Source organism: Methylobacterium sp. 10, from assembly GCF_000519085.1.
Lineage (GTDB): Bacteria > Pseudomonadota > Alphaproteobacteria > Rhizobiales > Beijerinckiaceae > Methylobacterium.
This window is the reverse complement of record NZ_KI912577.1, coordinates 4,011,862-4,024,506: the sequence shown is the minus strand read 5'-3', so window position 1 is coordinate 4,024,506 and position 12,645 is coordinate 4,011,862. Positions and strand designations below refer to the sequence as shown.

Genomic DNA, 12,645 nt, shown 5'->3' with positions numbered 1-12,645 from the left:
GCGGATTTCAATCCACGGTCCCACCGGGCGCGCGCCCGCCAGAGACGCAGATCCTGCGAGTACGTTTTACATGAATCAACTCGTTCGCCTGTCACAGATCGGCGATGCTGACGCCATTGCCGAACCGTCGGCCGAACTGCGCGTCCCTTTCGCACAGTCGGGTGCCTTCGTCTGCAAGTTCATCATCGGCGAGCCGAACGATCGTGCAGTCTGTTGTGGTGCGCCTGCGCCGGATGGCAAGAGCTGGTGCGCGTTTCACCGCCGCATCGTATTCGAACCGGCACGCCCCGGCCGCCTTCGCTAAAGCAGCCTCCGCTTCACCCGCGATCACGATATCCCTTGCCGGCTCTCGCCTGCGAGGGCTTTCGCATGGACGGAATCATGCGCAAGTCCGTTCCGGGACCGTCGAGGCCAAAACCCGATGGGCACCCGATCATTCTTCGGAATCGCCTCGATCCTCGGGCTCGCGGAGGGCCTCGAAGGGGCGTCCGCGCATCGTGCGGGGATCATCGGTACGGACGACGAGATACCCCGCCTCGCGGGCCTGCCGCAGACGGGCCGCCTGATAATCTCGGCCCTCGTCATCCCGGCGACGATAGGCCGGAACCTCTTCCGGGAGGTAGCCGTAGCGATAGCCGGGAGTGTCCTCGTAATTCGGCTGAAACGCACGGACGGTCCAGGCTCCGTCTCTCGGATTCCGGCTGGCGGGTGCCCTGACGGCAATGGGACGGATGGTCTCGCGTCCGGCGGGGACCGTGCGTCGGGCGACTTTCTGGGCGGGCGCCTTCGGGCTCGCATGCCGGATGCCCATGGCGCGCCTAGGGCCGGCAGCCACGTCACGGTGGTTTCGCGCCGCCTTCCCGGCGCGGGCCGTCGCGTTAGCCTTCCGGACATCCTGCCGCTTGGTCTCCTCGCGTCCGGGGACGGGCGAGGGGGCGGTCTTCCGATCGGGCGGATCGATCCATGCCCGGCCGGCGGGAGCGGGCGTCGCGTCCTGGGTGAAAGTCGCGTCCTGGGCGAAAACGGGATCGATCATCGGCATGGCGCAGAGCGCCGACAGGCCGAGCACCGAAACGATGGTCGAAAACCGATGAAGACGCACTGGCATCGACTCTCTCCAGGCTGGTGCAGAGAGATCGGACGCGTATCGGCGATCCACCTCTGCACGCGCCGCCCGGCAAGTTGCGTCGGACCGACGACGCAGCTTAACGAAAGCTTACGATGACGTCCACGATGCTATGTTAACCGGCGTTCCGTTTGCGAGGACGACCCGAGGGGCTGCTCCGCGCCGCACCTGCATCGGCGTGGGGATGCGGTTGCCGTCCGGGGTCGGCCGACACACATGGCACCCGACCCGACCGCGACGGCAGCCTTGCCCGGGCCATCGTCATCGGACACGGTCGCGGCCGGGATTTTTCTTGCAGAGCTCCACAATCGCCCCGGCGTGGAGAGGAGAAACGCCATGAGACGATTCCTGTCGGTCCTCGCCCTGGTGGGCGGCGTCGCGCCCGCCCTCGCGCAGGCACCTGCGCCGGCGGCGAATGCCACGCCGCAGACCTACGAGAGCAAGGTCGTCAACACGAAGGGCGAACCGATCGGAACGGTCACCATCCGCGATGGAGCGAGTGCCCTGGTGCTGCGTCTGGCGATCCAGCCCGGCGGCCTGCCTCCCGGCTGGCACGGCATTCACTTCCACGCCGTGGCCGATTGCTCGGACATGGAGAAATTCGAGAAATCGAAGGCTCACGTGAATCACGACCAGAGCAAGCACGGCTTGCTCAACCCGGAAGGGCCTGACGAGGGCGACCTGCCCAACGTCTATGCCAATGCCGATGGCTCGGTGAATGCGGAGGTGTCGAGCGAGACGCCACTGACGGGCGAGGGCGGGCTGAAGGATGCCGACGGCTCGGCCCTCATCATCCACGCCAACGAGGACGACCATACCAGCCAGCCCATCGGTGGGGCGGGCGCCCGCCTCGCCTGCTCGGTCATCAAGTAGCCGGCCATCGCATCCTCGGCGCAGGGCCGCCGGCGGATGCGAATGCCTTGAACGGCATCACGGCCGCCTTGGAAGCGGAGCCGTGATGCCGGGTTGTCATGAATGTCGGCCGGTCAGCGCTGACCCTTGCCGACGCTCACGAGCTTGGCACCGCTCCGTGCCTTCTGCTCGGGCAGCGCTGCCTGGACGGTCCTGACGATGCCGTCGGCGTCGAGGCCGGCCTCGGCGTACATCGCCTCCGGGCTGTTGTGGTCCTGGTAGGTGTCCGGCAGCGTCAGCGTCCGCACCCGCACCCGGCCCGTGTCGAGAGCGCCCTTCTCCGACAGGAGATGCAGCACCATGGCGCCGAAGCCGCCCACCGACCCCTCTTCCAGGGTGACCAGGACCTCGTGGCTCGCCGCCAGATCGAGGATCATCGCCTCGTCCAGGGGCTTGGCGAAGCGCGCATCCGCCACGCTCACGGCGACCCCGGCGCTCTCGAGCAGGTCGGCGGCCTTCAGAGCCTCCGACAGGCGCGTGCCCAGGCTCAGCAGCGCCACCCGTGCATTCTCGGGGCGCTTGACGATCCGGCCCTTGCCGATGGGCAGGGCCTCGCCGCGCTCGGGCAGATCCACGCCCACCCCCTCGCCGCGCGGGTAGCGCAGGGCGATCGGGCCGGTATCGTGGGCATGCTGGGTCGCCACCATGTGCACCAGTTCGGCCTCGTCGGAGGCCGCCATCACGACCATGTTCGGCAGGCAGCACAGATAGGCGAGATCGAAGGCGCCGGCATGGGTCGCCCCGTCCGCGCCCACCAGTCCCGCCCGGTCGAGGCAGAACCGCACGGGCAGGTTCTGCAACGCCACGTCGTGAACGACCTGGTCGTAGGCCCGCTGAAGGAAGGTCGAGTAGATCGCCACGAACGGCTTGTAGCCCTCCGTCGCCAGACCGCCCGCGAACGTCACCGCATGCTGCTCGGCGATGCCCACATCGAAGGTCCGGTCCGGATGCGCCTTGCCGAACAGGTCGATCCCGGTGCCGCCCGGCATCGCGGCGGTGATCGCCACGACCTTGTCGTCGGCATCCGCCGCCTTGATCAGGCTCTCGCCGAAGACGCGGGTATAGGCCGGCGCGTTCGGCTTGGCCTTGGCCTGCACCCCCGACAGCACGTCGAACTTCACCACCCCGTGGTAGCGGTCGGCGGAGGCCTCGGCCGGGGCGTAGCCCTTGCCCTTCTGCGTCACCACGTGGAGCAGGATCGGGCCCTGGTCCGAGTCGCGCACGTTCTTCAGGATCGGCAGCAGGTGGTCGAGGTTATGGCCGTCGACCGGGCCGACGTAATGGAACCCCATCTCCTCGAACATCGTGCCGCCGCCCACCACCAGGGAGCGGGCATATTCCTCGGCCGCCGCCGCGCGCTGGTAGATCGCCTTCGGAAGGAGCTTGCCGAGCTGCTTGGCGGTCTCGCGCAGGCCGCGATACGTGCCGCCCGAGGCCAGACGCGCGAAATAGGCCGACATCGCCCCCACCGGCGGGGCGATCGACATGTCGTTGTCGTTCAGGATCACGATCAGCCGCGAATGCAGCGCGCCGGCATTGTTCATCGCCTCGTAGGCCATGCCCGCCGACATCGAGCCGTCGCCGATCACCGCGATCATGTTGCGGCGCCTGGGCGCGGGCGCCCCCTTGGCCTTGGCCGACGCCTCGTCGAGGTCGCGCGCCACCGCCATGCCCAAAGCCGCCGAGATCGAGGTCGAGGAATGCGCCGCCCCGAACGGGTCGTAGACGCTCTCCGAGCGCTTGGTGAAGCCCGACAGCCCGCCCGGCTGGCGCAGGGTCCGGATCCGGTCGCGCCGCCCGGTCAGGATCTTGTGCGGATAGGCCTGATGCCCGACATCCCACACGATCCGGTCGTCGGGCGTCTCGAACACGTGATGCAGGGCCACCGTCAGCTCGACCACGCCCAGGCCCGACCCGAGGTGACCGCCCGTCACCGACACCGCGTCGATCATCTCCTGACGCACCGCGTCCGCCACCGCCTGAAGCCGGCTCTCGGGAAGCGCCCGAAGAGCAGACGTCTCGTCAAGCCCGTCGAGGATCGAGGTTTCTATCCGTGACACCGAATCAACCTCACGCCCGGAGGGAAGACATGCGCGCAACCTGTTGCGGCAGATGAATAATTCTTAGAAACCCACGGATCATCGCGACCTCGTGGACTAGCCGACATCGAGGGGAGCGACACCCGCCGCGCGCCCGTCGGGCCCCAGCGTGATCGTCTGAATCCGCGCCTCGGCCTTGCGCAGCAGGCCTTCGCAATGCCGCTTCAAGATCTCGCCGCGCTCGTAGATCGCCACCGATTCGTCGAGGGGCACATCCCCCTTCTCCAGGCGGCGCACGATCTCTTCGAGCTGTTCGAGCGCCTTCTCGAACGGCAGGTCGAGTCCCTCGTCGGACGCTTTCGAATCGGTTGTCGCCGCCACGGCGGATCGCGCTGTGGTCATCCCAGGGTACCCCTCATTGTGCCGGTCTAAGCCTGCGGCTGCCTGCCCGACAAGCCCAGGGGGGCGTTGGCTGCTCCATCGGCGAGCACTTCGTCAAGGTTGGCGTCGTTTCGGCCACACTCGATTCATCATAATGCCAAGCTGGATCGGAGCCTTGGCTGTCACCCCAGCGTAAGCGCGAAGGGATTACCCTCGAACGCGTCGGCGCCCCGCCCGATTTCGGCGATGGCGGCGGACATCCGCCCCTCGCGTCCCAGCAGGCGGTCGGCGATCTCCACGAACAGGGCATTAGGCGTCGCCGACGGCGATGCGGCGCGCAAGGCGAGGGCGATCTCGGCCTCGTCCCGCTCCGGATCGAGGGCGCAAGCGGCGATATAGGCCGCCGCCGTGGAGCGGCTGATCCCGGCATAGCAATGGATCAGCAGCGGCCGGTCCCGGTCCCAGACGGCCGCGAAATCGAGGATGCACCGCACGTGATCCTCGCCCGGCAGGACATGCCCGTCGAGGGGAGCGACGATGTCGCTGACTTCGACCACGCAATGGCGCCCGTCGGCGATGCTGTCGGGGCGGGCGATGGCGGTGCCGACCTTCATCAGCGTCATCAGGTGGCTCGCACCGGTGCGTTCCAGGGTCCGGGGTAATTGCGACAGGGGGCAAACGTGAATATCCGACATCAGGAATTGCTCGTAAGAATCTGAAAACGATAGAGGAACCTCGACTGAGCCTCGGCCGTCGGCCAAGGCTCGATCAGCGCCAGCGCCGCCGGGGCTGCCAAGTGGAGAGGCCCGAAAACTGCGCCGGCCTCGTCCTCGGAAAAGCCGGCGAGCCTTGTGGCTTCGAAATGGGCCGCCACCGCGTCGGCGCGCTTGACGAGGCGAGCCTCGTCCTCATTCGGCTCCGGTAGGCCGAAGCGCTGGCGGATCGCCGCCATCAGGCGCAGTTCCACACTCTTGTAAGAGGGGCCGATCGCCGCCTTGAAGGGCGAGATGATGTCACCGATCACGTATTCCGGCGCATCGTGCAGCAGAAGTTCGAGGCGCTGCATCCGGGTCCGGCCGGGGGCCAGATCCGCGCCGATGACCTCCACCAGGAGCGCGTGCTGGGCCACGGAGAAGACGTGCGGCCCGGCGGTCTGGCCGTTCCAGCGAGCGACGCGAGCGAGACCATGGGCGATGTCGGCGATCTCGATGTCCTGCGGCGAAGGGTCGAGGAGATCGAGACGCCGGCCCGACAGCATCCGCTGCCAGGCGCGTGGGGCGGCGCTCATCGGCTCGTGCCCAGGGCGGCGCAGGCGGCATGCCGATGGCAACCGGCAAGATGGTCGTTCACCATGCCCACCGCCTGCATGAAGGCATGGACGATGGTGGGGCCGCAGAAGCTGAACCCTTCTGTCTTGAGAGCCCGCGAGATGGTCCGCGAGATCTCCGTCTCGGTGGCGATGCCGGCCCGGTCCGTCGCTCGGCCCTGGATCGGCTGGCCCTCGACGAAGTCCCACAGGAAGCGCGAGAAGCCGGGTCCGCGCTCCTCGATGGCCAAGAAGGCGCGGGCGCCCGCGATGGTCCCGACGATCTTGGCGCGGTTCCGGATGATGCCGGTATCCTGCATCAGCCGCTCGACATCGGCTTGCGTGAACCGCGCGATGGCCTCCGGCTCGAACCCGGCGAACGCCCGGCGGAACCCCTCGCGCCGCCGCAGGATGGTGATCCACGACAGGCCGGCCTGGAACCCGTCGAGGATCAGTTTCTCGTACAACGCCCGGCCGTCACGCTCGGGTACGCCCCATTCGGTGTCGTGATAGGCGACGTAGACCGGGTCGAGCCCGGCCCACCAGCAGCGCGGGCAACCGTCGGGATGATGGATCAGGCCTGTGGAATCGTCGGACATGGGACCGAGAATAATCGGAACGGATCAAGAACGCCAGGAGCGCTCAGGTGCGCATCCCTTCTCCCCGCACGCGGGGGAAGGCGGCCGCTGCCAGAGCGTCAGGGCCACCCCCGATCACCCGGCCGGCGCCACCTCCGGGAATGCGAAGGTGGCGAAGGAGGGCTTCTCGACGCCGAGGATCGTCGCGCCGGTCCGCACCGGCTCACCGGCGGCGACCGCATCGGCGAGGCGGTCGAGGCGGAGCATGGCGAGGCCGCGCGCGCCCGACACGCTACCGACCGTGCCGAGCCCGCGCGGTCCTGCGGTCACCTCCGCGCCGGAGGTCAGGGCCTCTCCGTCGCTGGAGACCACCGGGACGATGCGGGTACGGGCAGTGCCGCGATGCTGCATGCGCGACACGACTTCCTGGCCGACATAGCAGCCCTTCCTGAAATCGACGCCGGCGAGCTGGTCCATCAGCGCCTCGTGCGGGAAGGCATCGCCATAGGCGAAGTCGCGTCCCCCCTCGGGGATGCCGAGGGCGATGCGGTGGGCGTGGTAATCCGCCTCCGTTGCATCGGCCGAGAACGCGCCCTCTGCAAAGACGAGGCGCTCGCCCAACGCCGGGAGGCGCCCGTCCCCAAGGCGCTCGGTACCGGCGGCGGTTTCGGCCCCGTCCCAGGCGGCGGCGAGTCCCAGGGTCGGGTCGACGGCGATCGTCACCTTGGCGCGCAGGCGGTAGAGCGTGAGGCGCTTGGCCAGGGCCGGAGCCTGCTCGGCCGGGCAATCCAGGCGAAAGCCCTCGCCGGAGCGCCAGATCAGGAAATCGAACAGGATCTTGCCCTGCGGGGTCAGCAGGCCGCCGAGCCGCGCCTCACCCGGTTCGAGAGTCTCGATGTTGCACGTCACCACGCCCTGGAGGAAACTCGTGGCCTCCTCGCCCGCGATGACGATGACGGCGCGGTCCGGCAACAGGGCGATCGGCATGGCAACTCCTCGAAGGTCATCCTGCAAAGCCCATCCGGCGCGCATCGTAGTGATGCGCCGGCGGGCCTGTCGGCAGGGCACGGCGTTGCACGCCGTGCGAGGCTGACATAAGCCGCCGCCATCCGCGTCTCAACGCCGTTCAGGAGCGACCCCGATGGACCAACCCTTCGATCTCCTCCTCACCGGCGGCAGGATCGTCAATCACGACGGCGAGCACGCCGCCGATCTCGGCATCAGGAACGGTCGCATCGCCGCCCTCGGCGATCTCTCGCGAGCCGAGGGCGAGCGCCAGGATTGCACCGGCCTGCACCTGCTGCCGGGTGTCATCGACACCCAGGTCCATTTCCGCGAGCCGGGCCTCGACCACAAGGAAGATCTCGAATCGGGCTCTCGTGCGGCGGTGATGGGCGGCGTCACCGCCGTGTTCGAGATGCCCAACACCAATCCGCTGACCACCAGCGCAGAGACCCTGGCCGACAAGGTGGCGCGCGGGCACCACCGCATGCATTGCGACTTCGCCTTCTGGGTCGGCGGCACCCACGAGAACGCGCATGAGGTCGCCACCCTCGAGCGCCTGCCGGGCGCTGCGGGGATCAAGGTGTTCGTCGGTTCCTCCACCGGCGCGCTCCTCGTGGAGGACGATGCGGGCGTCGCCGAGATCCTGAAGCGCACCCGGCGCCGGGCCGCCTTCCATGCCGAGGACGAGCCCATGCTGCGCCAGCGCAAGGACCTGCGGGTGCCGGGCGATCCGTCTTCGCACCCGGTCTGGCGTTCGCCCGAGGCCGCGCTGAAGGCGACGCAGCGCCTGGTGCGGATCGCGCAGGAGACGGGTGCCCGCATCCACATCCTGCACATCTCCACGGCTGAGGAGATGGTCTTTCTCGCCGAGCACAAGGACGTGGCAAGCGTCGAGGTGACGCCCCATCACCTCACCCTCGACGGGACCGAGGCCTATGCCCGCCTCGGCACTCTGGTGCAGATGAACCCGCCCGTGCGCGACGCGGCCCATCGCGACGGGATCTGGCACGGGCTGACGCAGGGCGTCGCCGACATCCTCGGCTCGGACCACGCGCCGCACCTGATGGAGGAGAAGGCCAAGCCCTATCCGGATTCCCCCTCCGGCATGACCGGCGTCCAGACGCTGGTGCCGATCATGCTCGACCACGTCGCCAATGGACGGCTGTCCCTCGCCCGCTTCGTCGACATGACCAGCGCCGGGCCGAAGCGCCTGTTCGGCATCAGCCGCAAGGGCCGGCTCTCGGTGGGCTACGACGCCGATGTGACGGTGGTGGACCTGACGCGCCGCGAGACCATCCGCAACGCGTGGATCGCGTCGAAATGCGGCTGGACCCCCTATGACGGCGTCACCGTCACCGGCTGGCCGGTGGGCACCATCGTGCGCGGCAGGCGCGTGATGTGGCAGGGCGACCTCATCGGCCCGTCCTGGGGTGAGGCGGTGGTGTTCGACGAGGCGCTGCCCCAGGGTTGAGGCTCCGCCCGCCGGGGCGATCACGGCCCCGAAACGCATCGAGCCGCCCAGTTCTATCCGGGCGGCTCGATCGATCAAACGCTCATCGTCGACGGGTCGAGCGCGGCCCGGTCCCGCGCCTCAATGCTGCGGAGCGGTGGTGAAGGCGCCCCCGCGGATGCGGTCGGGAAAGCCTTCGGCGTAGCGCGCAGTGGCATCCTCGCCATAGGTCATCACCAGCTCTTGGAAGGCGGCAAACAGGGCGGCCTGGGCCATGCAATCGCCGTCGAGACCGTCGAGACAGCCTTCCGCGAACGCTTCCGACACGTAGCCGAGGGCGGCACGCTTGTCGTCGAGATCGGCCTCGAAGGGCGCGGGGGCGGTGTCGATCTGCATGGCGATAACATCGGTTGCGCCGAAGAATGGCTCGGCGGATGACCGAAACATATGCCGAGGCCCGCGCCTCGGGAAGCCAAGAATTGCGAAGCGGTTAACGCCGGCGGTCGAATACGACGAATTTCCTTCAGCCTTGTGCCCTGTCTCCCGAAAGACACATCGCCGCCTCAGCCCCCGAAACGGCTGGCCAGGGCGTGGGACAGCCGCTCCCCCTCCGCGACGTAGCGGGACGCCGCCTCCGTCGCTGACGGCGTGCAGGCCCGGTAGGTGAGGGAGTATCCGCGATAGCCGCGGTTATACGCCCCGGCGAGACGGTCCCGCCGCCCCGGCGTCACCCCCTCGGCCTCCATCAACGCCTTCATCCGGATCGGCCATTCGGCGGCGTCCGGCGCCGCGCACAGGCTGCGCAGGAAGGAGAGGGAGCCGATGATCTCGGAGAGCCGCATCAGGTCCCGGTCATAGGGAGCCGGTGGCGGCTCGGCGGGAGCAGGGGGCTCCTTGTCCTTCTCCGGGGCTTTCTGCGCCGGCCGCGCCGGGGTGGCACGCTGCTGAGCCGAAGCCAGGTCGGGCATGCCCACCGCAAGGGCGGCGAGCAGCAGCACGGGCGACAGGCGATATCTCACCCTCGACACAGCCACGCCCCGTCCTCCACCGCCGCGAACCTCATCCTGCAGGTTTACACCGTTCCCCGGCCGGGGCGAGGCGCGCGTGGGTCTCATCGGGATCCCGTATCGCCACTCAGGCCAGCGACCTGCGCGAAGGCCTCTTCCACCGTGGCCTGCAATCCCGGCGTGGTGGCGAGGTCCGCAAGCTCCTCCGGACGCGCCCAGCGCACGTCCAGGGCCTCGGGGCCGGGGGCCGGCTCGCCGGCGGTCCAGAGTGCGGCGTGGGGATGGACGACGTAATGATGGCGCACGCGGCCGTCCTCGGCCCGCAGGATGATTTCCGTCGGGGTCAGCGAGCGGACGACCACGGCCGAGACGCCGACCTCCTCCCCCAACTCGCGCAAGGCCGCCTGCGCCAAGGTCTCGCCGGACTCCACCAGCCCGCCGGGAAGCGTCCAGACCCCGCGCAGGGGCTCGTTGGCCCTGGCGGCCAGCAGCACCCGCCCGTCGCGGATGACGGCGATGGACGCGCCGAGGAAAGGGCGCACCGGGAAGAGCCGGACGTCGGAGCCGTCCTCGCTCGCTGCTTCGCTCATGGGCGCGACGTTTCTCGGTTACGGAGAGATGAGCGCCACCCGCCCGTCGGCGAGGCCGACGAGAAGACGCGTGCGAGGGCCGTGGCCGATGGCGGCGACGCCGAAGGCGGCAAGGCCGGGAAGGGGGATGCGCTTCACCTCGCGGATGCCGTCCTTCAGGGACAGGATGGCCAGGGCGCTCCGATCCACCACCGGCACAGCGAGTTCGGCAACGCCGTCCCCGTCGGCGTCGAGGACGGCCGACAAATCGGCCCCGTCCTCGCCCGGGGACAGGGTGGTGTAGCCGGTGGCCTCGCCGACCAGTCGCAGGGCTCCGGCCTCATAGGCCCAGAGTTGGAGGATGCCGGCCCCGTCAGGCGCCGCCACCGCAGCGATCCGGGGTTGTCCGGCTTTCGAGACATCGCCGATCGCCGCGAGTGTCAGCGAATGCCCACCCGGCCCCGCCGCCTGGACGGGACTCCGGGCGAGGACGGACCAAGCCTTGTCCGGCTCCGCCGAGGGCTTGTTCAACTCCGCCGAAGGTTTGCCGACGACGACAAGGGCCGATCCGCCATCCTGCGCCGTCACCGCCACGATGACCGGCCGGCCGTCGATGAGGATCGCGATGGGGCGGCGCAGGGCGAAGGCGGCGCCGTGACCGGCGGTGACGGCGGTGGTCACGATGGGGACGGGTTTCGGATCGGCGCTCATCCCCACCGGCTGGCGCTCGCGGATGGTGAGCGTCCCCGCGCGCCCGAACTCGCTGGCATTGGGGCGGACGGGGTCGGACAGGTGGGCACTGAGCGGGCCGAGAGTCGCGCGCCGGGTGCCGGGAACGGCGCCGCGCGGGGTCTCGGAGACCGCGAGTCCGTCGATGGCCTCGACACCGAGCAGGGTGGTGGCGACCTTGCCGTCGGCGAGGGTCAGAGCGGCGCCGCCCTCGTCGCCCCACAGGACGGCCAGGGACACATCCTCCACCACCTCACCCTTCAACCCCTTGGGACGGGCGAGCGGAAGGAGGCCCGAGGTCGCCACCGCCAGGGACACTTCGCTGCCGGGGCCGCGCATGGCGCGCGCCCTGAACGGCAGGTCGAGGATCGTGACGACCGGATCTGCCCGGACGGGCTGCGCGCCCAGGAGCGAGACGACGAGAACGGAGATCGCGAGGAGCGCCGAGAACGCACCTCGTTCAGACATGCTGGCCGCCGTTGATGTGCAACTCGGCGCCGTTCACGTAGGACGAGGCCTCGGTGCAGAGGAAATAGATCGCCTTGGCCACCTCGTCGGGCGTGCCGAGGCGCCGCTGCGGGATGCCGGCCACGATCTTGTCGGTGCCGGGCGAGAGGATCGCCGTATCGATCTCGCCCGGCGAGATCGCATTCACCCTCACCCCGAGGGGGCCGAAATCGCTGGCCATCTCGCGGGTGAGGCCGGCGAGCGCCGCCTTCGACGTGCCATAGGCCGCGCCCGCGAAAGGATGCACGCGGGAGCCCGCGATCGAGGTGACGTTGACGATGGAGCCCTTGGCACGGGTGAGTTCCTGGCACAGACCGCGCGCCAGGAGCAGGGGTGCGAAGACGTTGACCTGGAACACCTTGCGCCAGTCGCCGAACTCCGTGGCGATGGCGCCGAGGCGCTCGCCGTTGGAGCCCTTGGGCGAGATGCCGGCATTGTTGACCAGGGCATGGAGCAGGCCGCCCTCGTCGGCGAGGCGCCCGGCGACTTCCGCCACGCCGCGCATCGTATCCTCCGGGTCCGAGAGATCGACCTGGAGGTGGTCCTCCGGACCCATCTCCCAGGGGCAATTCTCCGGGAAGGCATGGCGGGAACAGGTGATCACCCGCCACCCCGCAGCGGAGAAGCGCTTGACCGTGGCGTGGCCGATTCCGCGGCTTGCGCCCGTCAGCAGCATGACGCGGCGGCGTTCATTGCTCGATATGGCCAAGGCCGTTCCTCAGGATCCGGAGGCGGTGGACAGCCGAGATCATCCCGCCGTGCCATGCCCAGGTCTAAGCCGCGCCGGCCGGGAAATCCAGGGTCGATCCCGCGTCGCAGCAAGTCCTGGTCGGCGCTCTTCGAGAGGGGGACTGCGATACAATCGCCGTCGCTCGTTTCGCGAACCCTCACCCGCCGTCGATTGGAGACAAAGACGTCGGGGTCGTGTCTCAGTTCGACATGTCAGCCCGATCGAGTGCCTGATCCCGAGCCAGCTCGTCGTTTGACCCATCTTCTCAGCTGCCGCAAAGCAGCCGGACTGCTCTGCGGGGCGAAA

At 69.0% G+C, this 12,645-nt stretch carries 15 protein-coding genes; 3 read left to right on the top strand and 12 right to left on the bottom strand.

Annotated features, from left to right (window positions below):
* The first annotated feature begins 70 nt into the window (after positions 1 to 70).
* The gene (locus tag K368_RS27475; RefSeq protein WP_018043414.1) at positions 71 to 304 is read left to right on the top strand and encodes a GcrA family cell cycle regulator; all 234 of its coding nucleotides are present in this window, start codon (positions 71 to 73) and stop codon (positions 302 to 304) included.
* Positions 305 to 433: 129 nt separating this feature from the next.
* Here K368_RS27475 and K368_RS0118980 read toward each other — a convergent pair whose 3' ends face one another.
* A complete protein-coding gene (locus K368_RS0118980) occupies positions 434 to 1,108 on the bottom strand; it encodes a hypothetical protein (protein WP_027173714.1) in 675 nt (224 codons plus the stop codon).
* A 354-nt stretch (positions 1,109 to 1,462) separates the two neighbouring features.
* Between K368_RS0118980 and K368_RS0118975 the strand changes: the two genes are divergently transcribed.
* Positions 1,463 to 1,999 carry a superoxide dismutase family protein gene (locus K368_RS0118975; RefSeq protein WP_027173713.1) on the top strand — a complete coding sequence of 179 codons (537 nt, stop codon included), beginning with the start codon at positions 1,463 to 1,465 and terminating at the stop codon, positions 1,997 to 1,999.
* 113 nt (positions 2,000 to 2,112) lie between these two features.
* Here the strand turns inward: K368_RS0118975 and dxs are convergent, their stop codons facing one another.
* The 6 genes from dxs to K368_RS0118945 all read right to left on the bottom strand — a co-directional run bounded on the left by dxs (position 2,113) and on the right by K368_RS0118945 (position 7,329).
* Positions 2,113 to 4,098 carry a 1-deoxy-D-xylulose-5-phosphate synthase gene (gene dxs / locus K368_RS0118970; protein ID WP_027173712.1) on the bottom strand — a complete coding sequence of 662 codons (1,986 nt, stop codon included), beginning with the start codon at positions 4,096 to 4,098 and terminating at the stop codon, positions 2,113 to 2,115.
* 96 nt (positions 4,099 to 4,194) lie between these two features.
* Positions 4,195 to 4,479 carry an exodeoxyribonuclease VII small subunit gene (locus K368_RS0118965; RefSeq protein WP_027173711.1) on the bottom strand — a complete coding sequence of 95 codons (285 nt, stop codon included), beginning with the start codon at positions 4,477 to 4,479 and terminating at the stop codon, positions 4,195 to 4,197.
* A gap of 161 nt (positions 4,480 to 4,640) precedes the next feature.
* Positions 4,641 to 5,153 carry a protein-tyrosine-phosphatase gene (locus K368_RS0118960; RefSeq protein ID WP_027173710.1) on the bottom strand — a complete coding sequence of 171 codons (513 nt, stop codon included), beginning with the start codon at positions 5,151 to 5,153 and terminating at the stop codon, positions 4,641 to 4,643.
* A complete protein-coding gene (locus K368_RS0118955; RefSeq protein WP_027173709.1) occupies positions 5,153 to 5,746 on the bottom strand; it encodes an HD family hydrolase in 594 nt (197 codons plus the stop codon). Before K368_RS0118955 ends, K368_RS0118960 begins: the two co-directional genes overlap by 1 nt.
* Positions 5,743 to 6,363 carry a DNA-3-methyladenine glycosylase I gene (locus tag K368_RS0118950; protein ID WP_027173708.1) on the bottom strand — a complete coding sequence of 207 codons (621 nt, stop codon included), beginning with the start codon at positions 6,361 to 6,363 and terminating at the stop codon, positions 5,743 to 5,745. Before K368_RS0118950 ends, K368_RS0118955 begins: the two co-directional genes overlap by 4 nt.
* Before the next feature lie 114 nt (positions 6,364 to 6,477).
* The gene (locus tag K368_RS0118945) at positions 6,478 to 7,329 is read right to left on the bottom strand and encodes a folate-binding protein YgfZ (RefSeq protein WP_027173707.1); all 852 of its coding nucleotides are present in this window, start codon (positions 7,327 to 7,329) and stop codon (positions 6,478 to 6,480) included.
* Positions 7,330 to 7,483: 154 nt separating this feature from the next.
* Between K368_RS0118945 and K368_RS0118940 the strand changes: the two genes are divergently transcribed.
* Positions 7,484 to 8,818 (top strand): dihydroorotase, encoded by a 1,335-nt coding sequence (locus tag K368_RS0118940; protein ID WP_027173706.1) that lies wholly within the window; start codon positions 7,484 to 7,486, stop codon positions 8,816 to 8,818.
* 120 nt (positions 8,819 to 8,938) lie between these two features.
* Here K368_RS0118940 and K368_RS0118935 read toward each other — a convergent pair whose 3' ends face one another.
* The 5 genes from K368_RS0118935 to K368_RS0118915 all read right to left on the bottom strand — a co-directional run bounded on the left by K368_RS0118935 (position 8,939) and on the right by K368_RS0118915 (position 12,285).
* Positions 8,939 to 9,193: a hypothetical protein gene (locus K368_RS0118935; protein ID WP_019903771.1), complete on the bottom strand. Its 255-nt coding sequence runs from the start codon at positions 9,191 to 9,193 to the stop codon at positions 8,939 to 8,941.
* Between the two features lie 167 nt (positions 9,194 to 9,360).
* Positions 9,361 to 9,765, bottom strand: coding sequence for a TIGR02301 family protein (locus K368_RS0118930; protein WP_245259701.1), 405 nt, complete (start codon positions 9,763 to 9,765; stop codon positions 9,361 to 9,363).
* A 143-nt stretch (positions 9,766 to 9,908) separates the two neighbouring features.
* Positions 9,909 to 10,394 carry an NUDIX hydrolase gene (locus K368_RS0118925; RefSeq protein ID WP_027173704.1) on the bottom strand — a complete coding sequence of 162 codons (486 nt, stop codon included), beginning with the start codon at positions 10,392 to 10,394 and terminating at the stop codon, positions 9,909 to 9,911.
* Between the two features lie 18 nt (positions 10,395 to 10,412).
* Positions 10,413 to 11,570, bottom strand: coding sequence for a hypothetical protein (locus K368_RS0118920; RefSeq protein ID WP_027173703.1), 1,158 nt, complete (start codon positions 11,568 to 11,570; stop codon positions 10,413 to 10,415).
* Positions 11,563 to 12,285 carry an SDR family oxidoreductase gene (locus K368_RS0118915; protein ID WP_036266505.1) on the bottom strand — a complete coding sequence of 241 codons (723 nt, stop codon included), beginning with the start codon at positions 12,283 to 12,285 and terminating at the stop codon, positions 11,563 to 11,565. Before K368_RS0118915 ends, K368_RS0118920 begins: the two co-directional genes overlap by 8 nt.
* Between the last annotated feature and the right edge of the window lie 360 nt (positions 12,286 to 12,645).